The sequence below is a fragment of the Corynebacterium sp. 122RC1 genome, from assembly GCF_024580955.1.
In the GTDB taxonomy this organism is placed as follows: domain Bacteria; phylum Actinomycetota; class Actinomycetes; order Mycobacteriales; family Mycobacteriaceae; genus Corynebacterium; species Corynebacterium kozikiae.
The window spans coordinates 45,656-65,397 of sequence record NZ_JANIKD010000012.1 but is presented as its reverse complement, the minus strand read 5'-3'; the positions used below and the strand labels follow the sequence as shown (position 1 = coordinate 65,397).

Genomic DNA, 19,742 nt, shown 5'->3' with positions numbered 1-19,742 from the left:
GATATCTGGGCCCCAGAAAGGCCCACAATGTCATCCCCGCCAAACGATTTTTCAATGTTTCACGTGAAACATTCAGTTCGTTACCACCAAGATGCTGCCGCGCTCTTCCAGCACCTCGCCGCCCCTCACGACTCCGTCCTGCTGGAATCAGCAGATATTGAGTCAAAGAAAAACACCAAGTGTCTAGCGGTTTTGAAAGCAGCCGCGCGCATCACCTGCCACGGTCAAAAAGTGAAGGTAATCCCTTTGACTGAGGCGGGGGAGCAGATCGTCTCCCGCTTGAAGCAGAACTTGGCAGATTACTTTGACGGCCAAGACTTTGTGTTTACGGCTTCCCAGGCGATTGATGAGCGCGAACGCCTCAAGGCCCCCAGCAATGCATTAGTCCTTCGAGACCTACAGCTCAATGCTGGATACCAAGGCACACACCTCCCATTGCTTGCGGGTGGCTTTGCGTTTGACTACTTGGAGACTTTTGAAACGCTCCCGCCTGTAGAACTCGGGGCAAATACTTATCCGGACTACGAGTTTGTTCTTGCAGAAACGGTCCTCGTGATTGATCACACTGCTGGTACTGCAGAGATTGAGACGATCGGCGGCGACGTCGATACGCTTCTCCAAGCCATCGAAGACTTTGAGGCGCCAGCTCAGCAGCCTGCTCCAGAGTCTGGGGAACTGATCGTGCAGGCCACCACAACTGACGCGGACTTCCGGGATCAGGTGAAGCGCCTGCAGGGAAATATCTACGAGGGCGACATTTACCAGGTGGTTCCCGCGCGGTCGTTTATCGCGGAATGCCCAGACGCTTATCAGGCGTACCGCCAGCTCCGTGCGACCAACCCCAGCCCGTACATGTTTTATGTGCGGGGTAAGGATTACGAACTGTTTGGTGCATCGCCGGAATCCAATCTGAAGTATTCCTCCGCTGACCGTGAAGTGCAGCTCTATCCAATCGCTGGCACTAGGCCTCGCGGGTTGAATGCAGACGGGACCATTAATCACGAGCTGGATATCCGCGCGGAGCTCGACATGCGCACGGACACCAAGGAAGTTGCGGAACACACCATGCTGGTGGACTTGGCGCGTAATGACTTGGCTCGCGTTGCCGTCCCTGCCACGCGCAAGGTAGCTGACCTGCTCCAGGTTGACCGTTACTCGCGGGTAATGCATTTGGTTTCACGTGTAACCGCAACCCTTGCTCCTGAATTCGATGCCCTTGACGCCTACCGCGCCTGCATGAACATGGGCACTTTGACCGGCGCTCCGAAGCTGCGCGCCATGGAACTCCTGCGCGGGGTGGAGCATGTTCGACGCGGCTCATACGGGGGCGCGGTGGGGTATCTCTCTGGCGACGGTTCCATGGATAACTGCATCGTGATTCGTTCTGCTTTCGTGGCAGGTGGCCGCGCCGTGGTCCAGGCGGGTGCGGGCGTGGTTCGTGATTCTCAGCCACAGTCTGAGGCTGACGAGACTCTCCATAAGGCTTACGCTGTGTTGCATGCAATCGCGCTCGCGGCCGGCAAGACGGTGAAGGTGATCCGATGACCCATGTAGTGCTGGTGGATAACCAGGATTCGTTTGTGTACAACTTGGTGGACGCCTTCGCGGTGGCTGGCTACCAGTGCACCGTGTTCCGGAACACGGTAAGCGTCGAGGAGATTTTGGCAGCGAATCCGGATCTTATTTGCCTTTCTCCAGGTCCGGGGCACCCGCTGGAGGCGGGTAACATGATGAAGCTGATCGCTGAGGTGATTGGCAAAGTCCCAATTCTTGGCATTTGCTTGGGCTTCCAGGCCTTGTTGGAGCACTTTGGTGGCGAGGTGGTTCCATGTGGACCCGTACACGGCACCACGGACAACATGGTTCTCGAGGAAGCAGGCCAAGAGTTATTCGGTTCTTTGACTACCGACGCAGGCCTGGAAAACAACTTCCGCGGCACCCTCGTTCCAGTTGCTCGCTACCACTCCCTCGGGTGTGTAAACCCGCCTGAGCAACTCGCACCAATGGGTACCTGCGACTCTGCAATAGGCCGGGTAGTGATGGCCGCCAAGACCACGGATAACATGGCGATTGGTTTGCAATTCCACCCGGAGTCGGTGCTCAGCCCGGCAGGACCAATAATTTTGGACCGTTGCATTGAACTTCTTATTTCTCAAAAGCAAGGATCGGCACAGTGACTAGCGAATTGACCCAACAGCGTCTCATCCAATTCCTCGACAACCACAATCCTTCCGTGCAGGAAGCAGTGGACGTTTTTACCCCGCTCACGGTTGGTGATTACGATGACGTCCACATCGCCGCACTGCTGGCCACCATCCGCACGCGAGGGGAGACGTTTGCTGACATCCTGGGTGCCGCCAAGGCGTTCCTAGCTGCTGGCCGCCCGTTCCCCATCACCGGCGCGGGACTTTTGGACACAGCAGGTACCGGTGGCGATGGCTCCAACACCATCAACGTCACTACCGCTGCCTCACTCGTTGCGGCCGCGGGGGGAGTGAAGATGGTGAAGTGCGGCAACCGATCCGTCTCCTCCAAGTCCGGCTCTGCCGATGTGCTCGAGGCGCTGAACATTCCGCTCGACCTGGATCCCGATCGCGCCGTGCGCCAGTTTGAGGCCTCGAACTTTACGTTCCTTTTTGCCCCCGCGTACAACCCAGCGGTTGCGCATGTACAGCCAGTCCGCAAGGCACTGCGCGTGCCCACCTTGTTCAACACCTTGGGCCCAATTTTGGCCCCGGCGCGCCCTGAGTTCCAGATCATGGGCATTGCAAAGCCACAGTTGGGTCAGATTATTGCGGAGGTGTTCCGTGAGCTCGGCCGCAGCCACGCGCTGGTGGTTCATGGCTCCGGTACCGATGAGATTGCGGTGCACGGCCCCACCACCATTTGGGAGCTGCGCGACGGCGAAATCGAACAGTATGAGATCACCCCTGAAGAGATGGGCATTTCCCAGCACCCACTGTCTGCTCTCGCGGGTGGCGATGCCCAAGAAAATGCCCTCGCTATGCGTGAGACCTTCGCTGGCAGGGGACCGCAGGCCCACTTGGATGCGATTAGCGCGACCGCCGGCGCAATGCTCTACACCGTGAACTGCGCGGATAGCATTGCCGAGGGCGTCTCCCAAGCGAAGGAACTGATTAGCTCCGGTGAGGTTGAGCGGTGGTTGGCTGTTCATGAGGGGGCGAATTATGGCGAATAGCACCATTTTGGAATCCATCGTGGAGGGCCGCCGCGGCCATTTGGACGCGATCCGGAAGCGTATTGCCCACGTGGAACCTTCGCGTTTGCCGTTGAGTACTCGTTCCTTGGAGGCCGCGTTGGGCCGCCGCGGGGGAGCGAACTTCATTATGGAGTGCAAGTCCTCTTCGCCCTCATTGGGTTTGATCCGCGCGGAGTACAGTCCGGGTGATATCGCTCGGGTGTATTCGCGTTACGCTGCGGGTATTTCCGTGCTGTGTGAACCGGATCGTTTCGGTGGCGATTACAACCACCTGGCTACGGTGGCCGCGTCCACGCATCTTCCGGTGCTGTGCAAAGACTTCATTATTGATCCGGTGCAGGTGCACGCGGCGCGCTACTTTGGCGCAGATGCGATCTTGCTGATGCTGAGTGTCCTCGACGACGCCACCTACACCCTCCTCCACCAGGAGGCTTCCCGCCTGGGCATGGATGTGCTCACGGAAGTCATTGATGAGGAAGAGGTGGGGCGAGCGATCCGCTTGGGCGCGCGCATCTTCGGCGTGAACAATCGCAACCTGCATGATCTCTCCATCGATTTGGGCCGCACCCCTGCGCTGCACCGCTTGATTCCGGAGGACGCGGTGCTGATTTCCGAGTCCGGCATCCGCAACAACGCCACCGTCCGCGAACTCGGTGCCTTTGCAAACGGCTTCCTGGTGGGGTCGCAGCTCACCAGCCAGCCGGACGTGGACCTCGCTGCTCGTGAGCTCGTCTACGGACGCAACAAGGTCTGCGGCATCACCAGCCCGAGCATCGCGCAGATGGCCCGAGCCGCTGGTGCAACGTATGGAGGCATGGTGTTTGAGGCCTCCAGTCCGCGCAATGTTTCACGTGAAACATCGAAAAAAATTATCGACGCCGAGCAAGGCCTCACTTGGGTTGCGGTTTCGCGGCGGACGAACGGCTGGGAGGAGCTCCTGGATGGCTTCTCCGTGCTCCAGCTCCATGCCCCGTACCAGGGTTCCATCGCCGCGGAGTTGGAATACATTGAGTCCGTACGAGCGATCGCCGGCGATCGCGAGATCTGGCGCGCTGTCTCCATGACATCCGCCGGACCGACCGTTGCCGAAGCCCTCGCTCCGCGCGTCGATACGCTTGTTCTGGACGCTGGCGATGGCGGCACCGGAACCACCTTTGATTGGGGCACCGTTCCGGAAGCTGTGAAGGCAAAGGCCCTGCTCGCCGGTGGTATTTCCGCTGAAAACGCCGCTGAGGCCCTGGCAGTGGGCTGCATGGGGCTTGATATCAACTCGGGCGTCGAGAGTGCGCCGGGAGAAAAAGACGCTGGGAAAATCACTGCCGTTTTCCGCACCATTCGCACCTACAACGAGGGGAAACCATGAACCACACTTTGCTTCCGGCCTACTTCGGGCGCTTTGGCGGCCAGTTCGTGCCGGAGTCGCTGATTCCTGCGCTTGATCAACTTGAACAGGCGTTCGTGGACGCCCAGAACGACCCCGCCTTCCGCGAGGAACTCGCCGGATACCTGCGCGACTACCTGGGCCGCCCCACGCCGATCACTGAAGCCACGAAGCTCGGCAACGAGTACGCCCGCATTTTCCTCAAGCGTGAGGACCTTGTCCACGGCGGCGCCCACAAGACCAACCAGGTGATTGGCCAGGCACTGTTGGCCAAGCGCATGGGCAAGACCCGCATCATCGCGGAAACTGGCGCGGGCCAACACGGCACGGCCACCGCCCTCGCGTGTGCACTTTTGGACCTCGAATGCGTGATATACATGGGTGCAAAGGATGTGCAGCGCCAGCAGCCGAACGTTTACCGCATGGAGCTCATGGGGGCCAAAGTGGTTTCCGTGGATTCCGGTTCCGGCACCCTCAAGGACGCCGTCAATGAGGCTCTGCGAGACTGGACCGCGACCTTCCATGAGTCGCATTACCTGCTCGGCACCGCCGCAGGCCCGCACCCATTCCCAACGATTGTTCGCGAGTTCCACCGCGTAATTTCCACCGAGGCCCGCGCCCAGATGCTGGAGCGCATCGGCACGTTGCCCGATGTTGTGGTCGCTTGCGTGGGCGGCGGCTCCAACGCGATCGGCATGTTCGCGGATTTCATTGACGACGACCACGTGGAACTCGTTGGCGCGGAGCCCGGCGGGCACGGCCTCGATTCGGGCGAGCACGGAGCCACCATCAACAACGGTCAAGTGGGCATTCTTCACGGCGCGAAGAGCTACTTGATGCGGAACTCTGACGGCCAAGTTGAGGAGTCCTACTCCATTTCCGCAGGTCTGGACTACCCAGGCGTAGGTCCGCAGCACGCCTACCTGGCGGAAACGGGCCGCGCTCAATACGTTGCCATCACTGACGCCGAGGCACTCGACGCCTTCCAAGTCCTCTCCCGTAAAGAGGGCATCATCCCGGCGCTTGAGTCCAGCCACGCGCTGGCCTATGCCCTCAAACGCGCAAAAACAGCTGAGGCCAACAAAGAGCCGATCACCATTTTGGTATCGCTTTCCGGCCGCGGCGACAAAGACATCGAACACGTCCGCCGCACCCTGGAGGAGAAGTAATGACCCGCTACGAAGCCATGTTCCAACGCATCGAGGGCGGTGCATTCGTGCCATTCCTCATGCTGGGCGACCCAACCCCGCAAGCCTGCCTGGAGATCGTGCGCGCGGTAGTGGCCGCGGGTGCCGACGCCCTCGAACTCGGCGTCCCATTCTCTGATCCGGTTGCAGATGGCCCCACCATTCAACGCGCCCACATCCGCGCCCTCGAGGCTGGGACCACTGTGGATACCGCGCTGGACCTGGTGCGGCAGATCCGCGAGGAGTTCCCCGAGCTGCCAATCGGCATGCTGATCTACGGCAACGTTGCCTTCACCCGCGGCATTGAGCGCTTCTACCAGCAGTTCGCTGAAGCCGGCGCGGATTCCATCCTCATCCCAGACGTTCCGGTGCGCGAGGGGGAGGAATTCATCGCGGCAGCCAAGAAAGCAGGGATTGCCCCAATTTTCATCGCTCCCGCCCAGGCTGCAGAGAAGACGCTGGAAGGTGTGGCGCGGGCGTCGGAAGGCTATATTTACGCCATTTCGCGTGACGGCGTGACCGGCACCGAGCGCGCCTCGAGCACGAAAGGCCTGGACCAGGTGGTGAACAACATCAAGAAGTACGGCGGTGCACCGGTGCTGCTCGGTTTTGGTATTTCCACCCCCGAGCATGTGCGCGACGCCATCGCCGCTGGGGCCGCCGGCGCGATCACTGGCTCCGCGATCACCTCGATCATCGAGCGCGGCGGTTCCCATGAGGAGCTTGGGGAGTTTGTACGCGCGATGAAAGAGGCCACCCGATGACCTGTTCACGCCGAATGTTCCTCCTTGGCACCGCCTCCACGTTCGCGGGCGCGCTGCTCGCCGCCTGCGGCAAGGAGCAAATCGACGTTGCCGTCCAGGACGTGCCCGTTGGTTCCGCAGTGATCGTGGGGGAGTACATCGTGGCTCAGCCCACTGCGGGCCAATATGTGGCCTACTCCACGCTGTGCCCTCATCAGAACGGCACGATCACCGAAGTGCGCGGCGATGAAGTGACGTGCTTGAAGCACAATTCCACGTTCTCAATTGTGGACGGCTCCCCGTTGGAAGGGCCATCACGAGCCCCCATGAAGCCGGTGGATATTGCTGTGGAGGATGGCACCGCAACAGTAGGTTAGGCTTTGCCTATGCTCAAACGGATTGATCCCCTGATTGCCTTAATCATCCTCGCGGTGATCGTGGCAATTATCGCCCCGGCCCGCGGAGAGTTCGCCTCCGCGTTCTCCGTGGCCACCTCCATCGCGATCGCGCTGCTGTTTTTCCTGTACGGCGCGCGCCTTTCTACCCATGAGGCGCTGGAGGGTTTGCGCAACTGGCGCCTGCACCTGATGATTCTGGCCATCACCTTTGTGGTGTTTCCGCTGATCGGCCTTGGGCTGGCGCCCCTGCAAGCGGTGGTGGGCCGGGAGATGTACCTGGGTATTTTGTACCTCACGTTGGTGCCGTCTACGGTGCAGTCTTCGGTGGCTTTCACCTCGATTGCCAGGGGAAATGTGGCGGGGGCGATCGTGAGTGCTTCGGCTTCCAACATCGCCGGGGTGTTCCTCACGCCGCTGTTGGTGATGCTGTTGATGTCCGCGCAGGTAAGCATTGATACGTCGGTGTTTTTGGACATCGCTGTGCAGTTGCTGTTGCCGTTTATTTTAGGGCAGTTGCTGCGGCCCTGGGTAGGGAAGTTTGCGGCGAATAAGGCCACGAAGCTGGTGGATCGGGGGTCGATCACCATGGTGGTCTACTCGGCGTTTTCCGCCGGCATGGTGGCCGGTATCTGGAGTTCGGTAGGGGTGGCGCAGATCGTGTTCCTCGTGCTTGGATCGATTGCGCTGGTGGCGCTCATGTTGTGGTTCACCCGTTTTGCCGCGCTGCGCTTGGGCTTCTCCCGCAGCGATATGATTGCCATCCAATTCTGCGGCTCTAAGAAGTCTTTAGCATCGGGCCTGCCGATGGCCGCGGTGATTTTTGGCTCCGCCAACCTGGGTTTGTTGATCTTGCCTTTGATGATTTTCCACCAGGTGCAGCTCATGATGTGTTCTTGGCTCGCTGCACGCTACGCAAAGGAGAGCTAAATGTTGTACGTGAAACTCGTGATGACCATCCCCGGTGCCGGCACCGCGACGCATGCCGCGGAGCTGGAGCCTCTCGACGCCGCCAACGCCAAGCTCCACCGCTTGGTAGAGCTTGATCCATCGGGTGCGGTTTGCGGCGGCGCTGCGGGTGGCAAACACACTGGCACGCCCCCTCTGGAAATTGTTCCGCACCCAGATACCTATGCCCAACTTGAGGGGTTTCACGTGGAACATATCTCCAAGGAGGTATTTGAGCAGTGGTGGGCTACGCTCCTAGAAGATTCACCATGGCTACGTAGCTAATGGTGCCCACGATGATGGAAAGCCCCGCGCTGCGGCGCCACCAGTGCACCAGCAGCGTGATGGCAATGCCGAGCGCCACGTAGAGGGGATACCCGGAATCTTTGAAGGTGTACGCGCAGAGGATCGTCATCACACCCACTGGCATGGTGATACTTAGCAGCGCCATCAGCGGGCTATCTACTTTGGCAAAGCTGAAGGGGAACTGTCGCAACGCGATGGTTACTAGTGCTACGGGAATGAGTACCGCGAAGATTTGGGTCATGGTGCCTTCCAAGTCAGTGCGCGGTCAATGGTGGGGGAGGCGTTGCGCAGCAAGAGGAATGCGAAGTAGCTCAGCAGCGCAACGATGAGCATCTGGCCGGGAGCAACAATCAAAGCCAGGCCGGCAAAGAGCAAGGCAAAAACAATGAGGGAGAAATCCTTGTTCGCGCCGAAAGATTCCCATGCGAGCACCACGAATAGGGAAGTGAGCGCGAACTCCATCCCTTCAATGCTTTGGGGGATTGCGTGGCCAAACAGGGCACCGGCCGTCCCGGAAAGGACCCAAAGCAATTGGCACATCACCTGCATCACCAGAAGCTGTGTGCCGGTGAGGTTGCGGTGTGCGGAGGCGATTGCGTAGGCCTCGTCGGTGAGCGCATACGTTGAGTACGCGCGGCCCAGCTTGGAGCGGATTCGATGGCGCGGATAAGTAAGCCCGTAGAAGATGTGACGGAAGTTCACCAGGAAGCCGGTGATCGCGGCGGAAATTGGACCAACGCCGGCAGTAATCAGGTTCACCGCGAGGAACTCCATCGAGCCCGCGTAGATCAAGATAGACATCACCGGCGCCCACCACCAGCTAAATCCGGCCTGGATCACCACGAGCCCGAAGGCCAATCCGAGAGGAATCATGCCTAGGCCTACCGGCGCCGTGATGCGGATGGCATCGCGAATTTGCGATGTTTCACGTGAAACCATGAAAAAACTAACCTCTTAACCGCAATGTTTCACGTGAAACATTAGTTTTCGCCGGGGTGCACGGGGTAGGTGGAGTAGATGGGGAGCGGCATTGGTTGGCGAGCCATCACGTCTGCCCACAGATCCGCACTTCCTGGCGCAATCACATCAAACGGCAAGGCAGGCGCAACGTACCAGTCGCCGCGCTCAATTTCCTCGTCAAGCTGGCCCGGCGCCCATTCGGAATAACCCACGAAAAGACGCATTCCAATAAGGTCCTCTGCCACCTCATCCACTGAGCCATTGAGATCTACGTGGGCCAGGCGGTTTGCAAGGCGGCGCAGGCGTGGGTGGGAATCAATGTCCACGCCGGGTTTGGTCACGCCAACAGCCACTGCGGCGGATTGCTCAACCGGGCCGCCAATGTAGAAGGCCTTGGGCTTACTCACGAGCTCCGCCCAGTCATTCTCCATGACGTTGGGCACGGCGACGTCGGAACGCATCACAAGGTTCACACCGAAGGTGACCTCCTCGCCGCATTGCAGCAGGAGGATGACGGAACGCGCAAAGTACTCGTCTTTCAGACCCGGCGCGGCAACGAGGAGTTGCCCGGGGGCGGGCTCATTGCGTTCGAGCGCGTTGAAAAGGCGATCAGCAAACATTAGCGGTCCTTCCACCAGGCACGCAGGGCGGCCACAGCTTCGTCTCGGTCAAGCGGTCCGCGCTCAAGGCGCAGTTCTTTCAAAAATGCCCACGCCTGGCCCACCTCCGGGCCCGGCTTGAGGCCTAGCAGCTCCATGATCTCAAAACCGTCAAGGTCCGGGCGGACCCGCGCCAGGTCTTCCTTGGCCGCGATCTCTGCAATGCGCTCGTCAAGGATCTCAACTGCGGCGCGCAGGCGGCCGGCTTTGCGGCGGTTTCGCGTGGTGATGTCTGCCCGGACGAGCTTGTTGAGGCGCTCCAGCAGCGGGCCGGCGTCGGTGACGTAGCGGCGCACAGCGGAATCTGTCCAGTGCCCGTCGCTGAACCCATAAAAACGCATGTGGAGGTATACAAGCTGGCTGACGTCCGCCACCATGGCTTTGGAATACTTCAGGGCGCGCATGCGCTTTCGCACCAGCTTGGCGCCCACAACCTCGTGGTGGTGGAAGCTCACATGGCCCGCCTCGTCGAATGCGCGGGTGTCTGGCTTGCCGATGTCATGCAACAGGGCCGCCCAGCGCAGCACAAGGTCAGGCTCGTCTTCTTGCTCAATGGCTTGGCGCAGCACCGTGAGCGAGTGCGCGTACACGTCTTTGTGCTGGCGGTGCTCATCCACGGTGAGTTTGAGGGCCGGGATCTCTGGGTAGATTACGTCGGCGAGGCCCGTTTCCACCATGACGTCGATGCCGTCCCAAGGCGCTGCACCCAAAATCAGTTTGTCCAGCTCCACCTGCACGCGTTCGGCGGTAATGCGGGCGATCTCCTGGTGCATGGCCGCCATTGCGCCGGTCACCCGGGGGGCGAGTTGGAAGCCGAGTTGGGAGACAAAACGAGCCGCGCGCAGCATCCGCAGGGGATCGTCGTGAAAGCTCAGCTCCGGGGCGGCCGGCGTGTCCAGGATGCCCGCGACGAGGTCCTCCAACCCGTTCATGGGGTCGTGGAAGCTCATGTCCTGGAGGTTGATCGCCATCGCGTTGACGCGGAAGTCGCGGCGGATGAGGTCGCCTTCCAGAGTGTCGCCGAATTGGACCTCGGGGTTGCGGGAGCTGCCGTCGTAGACATCGGAGCGGAACGTGGTGATCTCGATTTGCTGACCGGCCTTTTCCGCGGAGACGGTGCCGTATTCAATGCCAGTGTCCCAGACGGTGTTGGTGAACTCTTCGAGGATCTCCAGCACGGTTTCGGGGCGCGCGGAGGTGGTGAAGTCGAGGTCGTGGCCGAGGCGGCCGAGCATGGCGTCGCGGACGGAGCCACCCACGAGGTACAGACTGTGCCCCTTGGCCCCGAATGCCTGCGCGAGCGGTGTGACCACGTGGTCGACGTCGGCAAGCGCATCCTGGGCGCGCTTCAAATACACGGCTGGGGACTGGTCTGCGAAATGTTCGGGGTGCTGCACCCGTGTAATGCTACCCGTTGCGGTACGATCAACAACGATGAGCGAGCAATCGAGTGACCAACCAAAGCGCAACCGTCGCAGGCGGCGGCGCCGTAGCCCGCGCGCGGGTGAGCACTCGAAGCAGAAGAATCGCGGCAAACGCTCCACACGCCGCCAATACCAACACTCCAAGATTGGCACCCGGGATGAAACTTCCGCGGGTGGCTTGGTGGTTTCCGGGCTCGCGGAGGCCGTTGATGAGCAGGGCAATGTGGACCTTTCCCGCGTGTATGTGGCGCTGATTGGCCGCTTGGACCGCCGCGGTCGGCTGCTGTGGAGCATGCCCAAGGGCCACGTGGAACCGGGAGAGGATAAAGCCTCCACCGCCGAGCGCGAAGTGTGGGAGGAAACCGGCATCCACGGTGAGGTCTTTGCCAAGCTGGGCGTGATTGATTATTGGTTCGTCTCCGAGGGCGTGCGCATCCACAAAACAGTGCACCACCACCTCCTGCGCTATGTGGATGGCGACCTCAACGATGAAGACCCCGAGGTCACCGAGGTGGCGTGGATCCCCGCGAACGAACTCACGGAGCATTTCGCCTACGCCGACGAGCGCAAACTCGCCCGCATTGCCCACGACCTCCTGCCGGAACTCGCGCGAAAAGAGAAAGCCGAGGGAAGGAAGACCCCAAGGTGAAAACTCGCATCGGCGCGCTCACGCTCGCGGTTGCCCTGCTTTCCCCCTCAGCGCTGGCGGACCCGCTCCCAATCTCCCCAAACGACCCAGTTGGCCAATCTCGGTGGATCAACCCGGCGGTGCGCTCCACTGACGCAACGGCAATGTTTCACGTGGAACTTATCGAAGTTCCCACCAGCCTCCCACTCGGCCAAACCCTGCGGATCAAGGCGGTGGTACACAACCGCAGCGAGCAAGACGCCATCAACCTGGAACTTCAGCCGCAATTCGCCGACCCCGAAGCCGAAGTCTCCGGGCTGCGCACCGTCCTCGCCGCCGACGCCGGGGAGTTCCCGTACCTCGGTCAGGCAGTCGCAATTCCCGACGTCCCCGCGGGCGAAAGCCGCGAGGTCACCCTGGACATCACGACCCCACTCAGTCAAGGCGGCGTGTACCCCACGTTGATCGGGCTGCGTTCGGCACAAGGGCTCGAAAGCTCGCAGAGGTTCCTCCTCAACGTCACCGAAAGCACTGAAAGCACCGAAACTACAGGAACCACTGAAACAACAGGACCCACCCCCGTGAGCCTGGTGTATCCCATCACGGCGGCGGTGGACATCGTGGGCGGGGAAACCGGTGAGGCTCCCCAGCGCGAGCGGCTCATCTTGACCTCGGAAGCCCTCGGTGAACAGCTCGCTGAGGGCGGCAGGCTCTACAACCTCGTACATGCCCTGCCGGAGGGGAGGGTGCGCGAGGCCACCTGCGTTGCCATTGACCCGCAGTTGCTGGACACGGTGATGCGGATGGCGCAGGGCTACCAGGTGGCCGATTCCCGACCCAGCTCTGTGAGCAAGAAGCAGCGCCTGCGCGACTCCTGGAACTTCAGCAACAATCAGAGCGATGCCACGGAGGGCGCCTACGCGCAAGAGGCGGCCGCTTGGCTGGAGCAGCTTCGCGCGATTGCCTCGTGTGCTGTCGCATTGCCTTGGGCGAACACGGATCTCAATGCGGTGGAGGCCACCGGCAACCCGTGGCTCATGAGGGAGGCGCTGCAACGCGGCGCGGAAGTGTTTGCCCAAGCTGGCATCGAGGCAGTGCCCAACGTGGTCATCCCCGGCGGCGGCTACATTACCGACGAAACCGTAGCCGACCTCGGCTACGCGGATCTGGCCAGCGGCGATACGGACATCAATGCCGCCTGGGAACGTGCCCGAGCAGAAGAGATCGTCCAGGCGCCGGGGCGCGCTGACACCGCCACCTCAGCCCTCGAGTCCAACACCCTGCCCTCCGCACAGCCAGACGCGCCGCGGCCAACCACCACGGTGAACGTGCTGGTGGCGGACAACACCGTCAGCGGCGCGCCAGGCCTGGACCGCTTCCAACAGATTGCGCCATCAATACGAGCCGTCACCTACCAGGGTTCCTTGGCAGCCACACTGGCGGAGGCCATTGAAAGCCCCATGACGGTGGGCTATGGCAACTACTCAGCCCGCTTCGACTACACCCTGGACTCCCTCCCGGCGCGCGAGGCCACCGCCTCCGCGGCGATCACGCAGTCCATGAGGGGGGAGGAGCCGGTACTGATGATGCTGCCCTCGGACGTCGCGGACCCCAGCACCTGGTTTGCCACGTTGAACACCCTCATGAACACCGGGGCGGCAATGCCGCTTCGCCTGCAGGATTACCTCACGCCCGATGGCGAGCAGCTTGAAGCACTGAATACCCCACCACAAAACCCGCCGCAAAGCGGCACTCCCTATGACGACCCCACGGTGATCGCAGACACTGAAATCCTGCAAGCGCGCCAGCAGGCGGATTACACCGATGACCTCACCCGGCTCATGATTTCCGACCCGCAAGTGGCGCTCACCCCGTACAACTTCACCGTGCCGGTGCGCCATGAGGTGCTGCGCGCGCTCAGCCGCAACGAACGTCAGTCGATTCTGACCTTTGACAAAAAGGTGGCTACTGCCCGCCGCACCCTCGCCTGGAACCGTGACATGCTTTCGGAGCTGCGCGCGTCGGTAAGCCTGCTGCCGCCAGGCAACGTGTACACACGCCTTTCGGATTCCTCGCCGCTGCTTATCGCGGCGCAGAATGGGCTGCCGCTGCCGGTGGATTCGCGGATCCGCTACCTGGGTCCGGAGGGGGCGAGTATCAACGTGGACAATCGGCTGATTGTGCCCGCGAAGGGGTCCATTACCGTACAGATGACCGCGAACCTGCCCACGAGCTCGCGCACCGACCTGCAACTTTGGTTGGCCACCCCGGACGGCGCCGCGATTTCCAACCCCGTGGACATCTCCGTGCAGACCCGCTCCGGCATCCTCGGGGCGTCCGGGACCGCGCTCGCATTGGTGGCGGGGCTAGCTTCAATTCTGCTGGCGCGGATCGTGATTCGGCGGCGCAAGGCGAAAAATCGCATGTAAGGGGAGTAAAGTACCCACAAAGCTTTTCCCCAACCGTAGGATTGCATTTTGCACTCACCCAAGTCCCAACAAGGGCTGCGCCACCGCATCATTGTGCCAGCACCCCCGGCGCCAGTGGTGGCCCAACAGCCACGCGCGAAACTGGTCAGCGCCCCGAAGGAAGTCAGCGACGCCGACGTAGTCCGTTCCACCGGATCAATGGCGATCGCCACCCTTGCAAGCCGCATCACCGGCTTTCTGCGCAACGTGCTCATCACCACCGCCTTGGGCGGCGCAGTGGCCTCCGCCTTCAACACGGCGAACACCCTGCCCAACCTGATCACGGAAATCGTGCTCGGAGCAGTGCTCACCTCCCTGGTGGTGCCGGTGCTGGTGCGCGCGGAGAAGGAGGACCCGGATCATGGAGAGGCCTTCATTCGGCGCCTGTTCACCCTGGCGTCCTCGGTGCTGATTGGCATCACGGTGCTCGCGGTGATCGCCGCGCCCTGGCTGGTGGGCCTGCCGCTGGGGCCAAACTCCAAGGTAAACGTCTTCCAGTCCACGTCCTTTGCCTACCTATTGCTGCCGCAGATCTACTTCTACGGCATCTTTGCTCTGCTCATGGCCGTGCTCAACACGAAGGGTGTGTTCAAGCCGGGGGCGTGGGCGCCGGTGGTCAACAATGTGATCACCCTGGCGGTGCTGAGCCTCTACATGTTCGTGCCTGGGGAATTGCATCCGGGCGATCGGGCGCCGGTGACGGACCCGCATGTGCTGCTGCTGGGCATCGGCACCACCTTGGGTGTGGTTACGCAGGCCGCGATCATGCTGCCGGCAATCCGACGCGCCGGGGTCAGCCTGAAGCCGCTGTGGGGGATCGATGACCGCCTCAAGCAGTTCGGCGGGATGGCTGTGGCAATCATTGTCTACGTTGCTATCTCGCAGGCGGGATACTTTATCACCACGCGCATCGCCGCGGCAGCCGACGCCGAGGCGCCCAACATTTACCAGCAAGCGTGGCTGCTCTTGCAGGTCCCATACGGGATAATTGGCGTCACCCTACTCACAGCCATCATGCCGCGGCTATCCCGCAATGCGGCCAATGGTGATGACCGCGCGGTGGTCCACGACCTCGTGGTCGGCTCCAAGCTCACCTTCATTGCGCTCATCCCGATCGCAATGTTCATGAACTACTTTGGCCCGCAGATCGCCAACGGCCTGTTTGCTTACGGCAAGTTCAGCCCAGAATCGGCCACCCTGTTGGGCTGGACCCTCACCTCCTCCTCCTTCACGCTGCTGCCATACGCCCTGGTGCTTCTGCATCTGCGCGTGTTCTACGCCCGCGAGGAGGCCTGGACCCCCACGTTCATCATCGCCGGCATCACCATCACGAAGGTTGCGCTGTCCATGGCGGCGCCGTTCGTGGCTACCTCGCCAACCCGCGTGGTGATTCTGCTGGGCGCTGCCAATGGCTTCGGCTTTGTGGCTGGCGCGGTGATCGGTGGGCTGCTGCTGCGCCGCAAACTGGGCAATTTGGGCATGCGGGAAGTGGGGCTCACCGCGGCGTGGGCGTTGGGTGCCTCCGCCATCGCGGGCCTGGTGGCCTTGGGTGTCTCGGCGTTGCTTTCACGCCCGCTGGACATGTTGTACGCGCGTATTGGGTCGCCCACCTACCTCGTGGAACTGGCGGTGTGTGGCGTAGTGTTCCTGGTGATCACCGGGCTGATTCTCGCGCGCTCCGGGCTGTCAGAGGTGCAAAGCCTCGCCGGTGTGGCCGGGCGCATCCCTGGGCTCAACCGCCTCATCCGGGCCCGCACACCAATGCCCGCCGCGGTCCTCACGGCCACCGAGCAGCTCCCCTTCGACGACTCCTTCAACGCCACCCCCGTCCCACCACCAATGTCCGCAGGCATCGTCCGCGGCCCGCGCCTGGTCCCCGGTGCAGAGGTTTCCGACGGCCGCTATCGGCTGCTCGCCGAGCACGGCGCAGTAGCCACCGCGCGCTTTTGGCACGCCAAAGAGAAGGCAACGGGCAGGGAAGTGGCTTTGACCTTCGTGGATACGTCGGGACAAGCTCCCCAAGCACCGCGTACTCCCGCTGAGTCCGCAAGCCACGCCGCCACCGTGATGCGCCACACCCAAATCCTGGCCAGCCTCAAGCACGATGGCGTGGCCCCCAACATCCAGGTGTTCAGCTACCGCAACGGCTGCCTCATCGTGGCCGACTGGATCCCCGGCGCGCCCCTTTCCTCCCTCGACCCGGAAACCGTTGAGCCCACCAGCGCCATCCACGCATTCGCGCCGCTGGCCGACGCCACCCAAGCCGCCCACGAGGCCGGTATCGCCGTGGGCTTGGACAACCGCGCCCGCATCCGCATCTCCACCGACGGCGTAGCGGTCCTCGCGTTCCCGGCGGTCCTCGAAGAAAACTCTGCAGACAAAGACGCCGCAAGCCTGCGCACGGCCCTCGGCTCACTCATTCGTGCCGACGCGCCCACCGCCGTACTCAGCATGTTCAACGCGCCCGCAACGCAGCTTCCCGCCGCGATCACCACCCTTGACGGCGCCCAGGCCGCTGAGGAGCTGGAGGTTCCAGACCAGCCCGAAGCCCCGCAGCCCAACCGCGCCCCCGGGTTCGGCGCTAAGAGCTACTCCCGCAGCGCCCTGATCGCGCTCGCTGGCCTGGCCACCGTGCTCGTGGTGCTGGCCGCGGTGGTGACCGCTTACCTCACCAGTTTGCTGGACACCCCGGACTCACCAATCACGCAGGAGTCCATCCAACTCAGCTCCCAAGCCCCCGAGCCCGTAGGCCCGGAAATTGTGGTGGCGCCCCAGGACGTACTGAGTAACCTCTCCAGCTCAGGCACACAGGGGACCACCGTAGTGCTGGACCAGTCAATGCCGATCCACGCAATCGTGGTGGAGAGCACCAACGCGGTGGGCCTGCGCATCGAGGTCCTGGAACTACCCAATGCCCATGAGGGGCAGAGGAACCTGCTCACGGAGGTCCGCCTCACCCAAGACCAACAACGCGTAGAACTGCCACCGAAGGCCTACGCGGCGCTGGCGGTGATGCTTCACGCCGAGGGGGTGTCCCCAGATCAGGAATATCCAACGATTGCGCAGGTGATGCCACTTTCTTACAGTGGTGTGACACCCTAACCCCTCATGAGACCCGCAGCACCTAATTGCTGCGGGTTTTCTCGTGCCCAAGCTCTCTGGCGTTTGGGCAGGGTAGAGCTCATGAGGGGGAGGAATCCCTCATGAGTAATTACAGCAAAGTAGTTTTGCCTGAGAAAGCTTAAAGGGCACTGAGGTGGCCAAAGGCGAGCCAACGCATTTGGCGCCGCGGGGGTTTTTCGCTCGCTGGTGGACACGCATACTGGTGGGGCAGCGCTAGGGGAGCGCTGAAGGATCGCCTTGGGGGGAGATTGTGCAATGGCATCCAACGAGCAACCACACACCGGACACGGATACCTCAAGCCCACGCGGCCGCCCACCGACCAGGAGGCCGCCAAGCTGGCGGCCATGAATGACCTCGAGCTTGTGGAAACGTTTACGCACGGGGACCACCAGGCGTTCGCCGAAATCACGCGCAGGCACTACCGCAAGCTGTGGATGTTGGCGCGGCGCTACACCGGCAGCGAGCACGACGCCGACGACGTCATGCAGGACACCATGCTGAAGGTCATCGCCAACATCGACCGCTATCGCGGAGACGCCAGCCTGGGCACCTGGTTGCAACGTATGGTCCGCAATACCTGCTACGACCACATGCAGCGCAAACGCTCCAAGCAGGCGGAAAGCCTGGAGAAGCTGGATGTGGAGCGCAACCTTGGCCACGATCCCACCCGCGTGATCACCACCCGCCTCTTTCTCAGCCACGCCCTTGAGCAGCTCCCCGTGGAGCAGCGCGCAGCGATAATACTCGTGGACTACCACGGCCTCGGAGTGGAGGCAGCCGCGGGCGTCTTGGGGGTGCGCCCCGGCACCGTGAAGTCGCGGCGTGCGCGGGCGCGGGCCGCCCTCAAAGACCTCCTGCAAGCGCCTGCTCACGGGTGAGTGTGTGTGCGCTGGGCGCGTCGGCAATGCGCGTTACCTACGGGGAAATACTGCGGCGGCGGCGTGTGTTGGGGAAAAGGTAGAATCAAACAGGTCCCAACAAAGGTGTGGAAAGGTTGTTCATGTCAGTGCATGATCTCGTGATTATCGGCTCGGGTCCGGCGGGCTACACCGCAGCTCTGTATGCGGCTCGCGCCGAGCTGAAACCGCTGGTATTTGAAGGTATTGAATACGGCGGTTCGCTGATGACCACCACCGATGTGGAGAACTACCCTGGTTTTGCTGATGGCATCATGGGCCCCGATCTCATGGAACAAATGCGCTCCCAAGCTGAGCGGTTCGGTGCTGACCTGCGCATGGAGATGGTCACCAAGGTTGAGCTGACCGGCGAGATCAAGAAGGTGTGGGTGGATGACGAACTCTTTGAGGCCCGCGCCGTCATCCTGGCCACCGGCTCCGCGCCACGCTACCTGGGTATTGAGGGGGAGCAAAGCCTGCTCGGCCGCGGCGTTTCCGCCTGCGCTACCTGTGACGGCTTCTTCTTCAAAGGCCAGGACATCGCCGTGATCGGCGGCGGCGACACCGCAATGGAGGAGGCCACCTTCCTCACCAAGTTCGCCAACACCGTGACCATCGTCCACCGCCGCGAAGACTTCCGCGCCTCCGCAGTGATGCTGGAACGCGCCCGCAGCAATGAAAAGATCCGCTTTGCCACCAACAAGGTGGTCTCCCGCGTACTCGGCGAAAGCAAAGTGGAAGGCCTAGAGCTGCAGGACACCGTCACCGGCGAGCTTTCCACGCTGGACGTCACCGCAATGTTCGTGGCAATCGGGCACGACCCTCGCTCGGAGATGTTCCGGGACGTCATCACTACCGACGAAGCCGGCTACGTATTGGTGGATCACCCCAGCACTGCAACCAATATTCCCGGTGTGTTCGCGGTTGGTGACCTCGTAGACAGCCACTATCAGCAGGCGATCACTGCCGCGGGCTCCGGCTGCCGCGGCGCCATCGACGCCGAACACTACCTCGCTACCCTTTAGGATCACCCATGGCACAGATCATCAACGTCACCAAAGACACCTTCCGCTCCGCGGTCATTGACTCCGAAAAGCCCGTCTTGGTGGATTTTTGGGCGCAGTGGTGCGGGCCGTGCAAGAAGCTGGGGCCTGTGCTCGAGCAGGTGGCAGAGGAGCTTGGCGACGAAGTGGTGATCGCCAAGGTGAACGTGGATGAGGAGCGCGAGCTGGCCGCAATGTTCCAGATCATGTCTATCCCCGCGATGATGGTGTTTGCAAAGGGCACGAAGGTGGATGAGATGATCGGCCTGCAACCCAAGGCGAACATCGTGGCGAAGCTGCGCTCGCACATCTGACTGCTATCCTTGCCAAGAGTAACCAGTGAATTCCAGAAGGGAGCAG

18 protein-coding genes and 1 pseudogene are annotated in these 19,742 nt (G+C 61.8%); 15 read left to right on the top strand and 4 right to left on the bottom strand.

What is annotated here, in order from left to right:
* The first annotated feature begins 27 nt into the window (after positions 1-27).
* From NQ050_RS07255 to NQ050_RS07215, 9 genes are read left to right on the top strand one after another with little or no spacing between them, the layout of a single operon-like run.
* Positions 28-1,545, top strand: a complete 1,518-nt coding sequence (locus NQ050_RS07255) for an anthranilate synthase component 1 (RefSeq protein WP_257038636.1) — start codon at positions 28-30, stop codon at positions 1,543-1,545.
* Positions 1,542-2,177 carry an anthranilate synthase component II gene (locus tag NQ050_RS07250; RefSeq protein ID WP_257038635.1) on the top strand — a complete coding sequence of 212 codons (636 nt, stop codon included), beginning with the start codon at positions 1,542-1,544 and terminating at the stop codon, positions 2,175-2,177. The genes NQ050_RS07255 and NQ050_RS07250 overlap by 4 nt, the downstream gene beginning before the upstream one ends.
* Positions 2,174-3,199: an anthranilate phosphoribosyltransferase gene (gene trpD, locus NQ050_RS07245; protein WP_257038634.1), complete on the top strand. Its 1,026-nt coding sequence runs from the start codon at positions 2,174-2,176 to the stop codon at positions 3,197-3,199. The genes NQ050_RS07250 and trpD overlap by 4 nt, the downstream gene beginning before the upstream one ends.
* Complete coding sequence (gene trpCF, locus NQ050_RS07240) at positions 3,189-4,583, top strand: bifunctional indole-3-glycerol-phosphate synthase TrpC/phosphoribosylanthranilate isomerase TrpF (protein ID WP_373456417.1); 1,395 nt, start codon at positions 3,189-3,191, stop codon at positions 4,581-4,583. The genes trpD and trpCF overlap by 11 nt, the downstream gene beginning before the upstream one ends.
* Positions 4,580-5,770, top strand: a complete 1,191-nt coding sequence (gene trpB / locus NQ050_RS07235) for a tryptophan synthase subunit beta (protein WP_257038633.1) — start codon at positions 4,580-4,582, stop codon at positions 5,768-5,770. Before trpCF ends, trpB begins: the two co-directional genes overlap by 4 nt.
* Positions 5,770-6,552: a tryptophan synthase subunit alpha gene (gene trpA / locus NQ050_RS07230; protein ID WP_257038632.1), complete on the top strand. Its 783-nt coding sequence runs from the start codon at positions 5,770-5,772 to the stop codon at positions 6,550-6,552. The genes trpB and trpA overlap by 1 nt, the downstream gene beginning before the upstream one ends.
* Positions 6,549-6,908, top strand: a complete 360-nt coding sequence (locus NQ050_RS07225) for a Rieske 2Fe-2S domain-containing protein (RefSeq protein WP_257038631.1) — start codon at positions 6,549-6,551, stop codon at positions 6,906-6,908. Before trpA ends, NQ050_RS07225 begins: the two co-directional genes overlap by 4 nt.
* 9 nt (positions 6,909-6,917) lie before the next feature.
* Positions 6,918-7,856: a bile acid:sodium symporter family protein gene (locus NQ050_RS07220; protein WP_257038630.1), complete on the top strand. Its 939-nt coding sequence runs from the start codon at positions 6,918-6,920 to the stop codon at positions 7,854-7,856.
* A complete protein-coding gene (locus NQ050_RS07215) occupies positions 7,857-8,159 on the top strand; it encodes a hypothetical protein (protein ID WP_257038629.1) in 303 nt (100 codons plus the stop codon). It abuts the gene before it with no gap.
* Here the strand turns inward: NQ050_RS07215 and NQ050_RS07210 are convergent.
* From NQ050_RS07210 to NQ050_RS07195, 4 genes are read right to left on the bottom strand one after another with little or no spacing between them, the layout of a single operon-like run.
* Positions 8,122-8,421, bottom strand: a complete 300-nt coding sequence (locus tag NQ050_RS07210) for a branched-chain amino acid transporter permease (protein ID WP_257038628.1) — start codon at positions 8,419-8,421, stop codon at positions 8,122-8,124. The genes NQ050_RS07215 and NQ050_RS07210 overlap by 38 nt on opposite strands.
* A complete protein-coding gene (locus tag NQ050_RS07205) occupies positions 8,418-9,119 on the bottom strand; it encodes an AzlC family ABC transporter permease (RefSeq protein WP_257038627.1) in 702 nt (233 codons plus the stop codon). The genes NQ050_RS07210 and NQ050_RS07205 overlap by 4 nt, the downstream gene beginning before the upstream one ends.
* A 41-nt stretch (positions 9,120-9,160) precedes the next feature.
* Complete coding sequence (locus tag NQ050_RS07200) at positions 9,161-9,760, bottom strand: YqgE/AlgH family protein (protein ID WP_257038626.1); 600 nt, start codon at positions 9,758-9,760, stop codon at positions 9,161-9,163.
* Positions 9,760-11,157, bottom strand: a complete 1,398-nt coding sequence (locus tag NQ050_RS07195; RefSeq protein ID WP_257038664.1) for a CCA tRNA nucleotidyltransferase — start codon at positions 11,155-11,157, stop codon at positions 9,760-9,762. Before NQ050_RS07195 ends, NQ050_RS07200 begins: the two co-directional genes overlap by 1 nt.
* Positions 11,158-11,266: 109 nt before the next feature.
* Here NQ050_RS07195 and NQ050_RS07190 point away from each other — a divergent pair.
* The 6 genes and pseudogenes from NQ050_RS07190 to trxA all read left to right on the top strand — a co-directional run.
* Positions 11,267-11,872 (top strand): annotated as a pseudogene (locus NQ050_RS07190) (NUDIX hydrolase); the annotation flags it as partial.
* Complete coding sequence (locus NQ050_RS07185; protein ID WP_257038625.1) at positions 11,869-14,280, top strand: DUF6049 family protein; 2,412 nt, start codon at positions 11,869-11,871, stop codon at positions 14,278-14,280. The pseudogene NQ050_RS07190 and the gene NQ050_RS07185, both read left to right, overlap by 4 nt.
* Positions 14,281-14,328: 48 nt before the next feature.
* Positions 14,329-17,421: a murein biosynthesis integral membrane protein MurJ gene (locus NQ050_RS07180; RefSeq protein WP_257038624.1), complete on the top strand. Its 3,093-nt coding sequence runs from the start codon at positions 14,329-14,331 to the stop codon at positions 17,419-17,421.
* 276 nt (positions 17,422-17,697) lie between these two features.
* Positions 17,698-18,321: a sigma-70 family RNA polymerase sigma factor gene (locus NQ050_RS07175; RefSeq protein ID WP_257038623.1), complete on the top strand. Its 624-nt coding sequence runs from the start codon at positions 17,698-17,700 to the stop codon at positions 18,319-18,321.
* 122 nt (positions 18,322-18,443) lie between these two features.
* Positions 18,444-19,364 (top strand): thioredoxin-disulfide reductase, encoded by a 921-nt coding sequence (gene trxB / locus NQ050_RS07170; RefSeq protein ID WP_257038622.1) that lies wholly within the window; start codon positions 18,444-18,446, stop codon positions 19,362-19,364.
* Positions 19,365-19,372: 8 nt separating this feature from the next.
* Positions 19,373-19,696, top strand: coding sequence for a thioredoxin (gene trxA / locus NQ050_RS07165; RefSeq protein WP_257038621.1), 324 nt, complete (start codon positions 19,373-19,375; stop codon positions 19,694-19,696).
* Positions 19,697-19,742 lie beyond the last annotated feature (46 nt).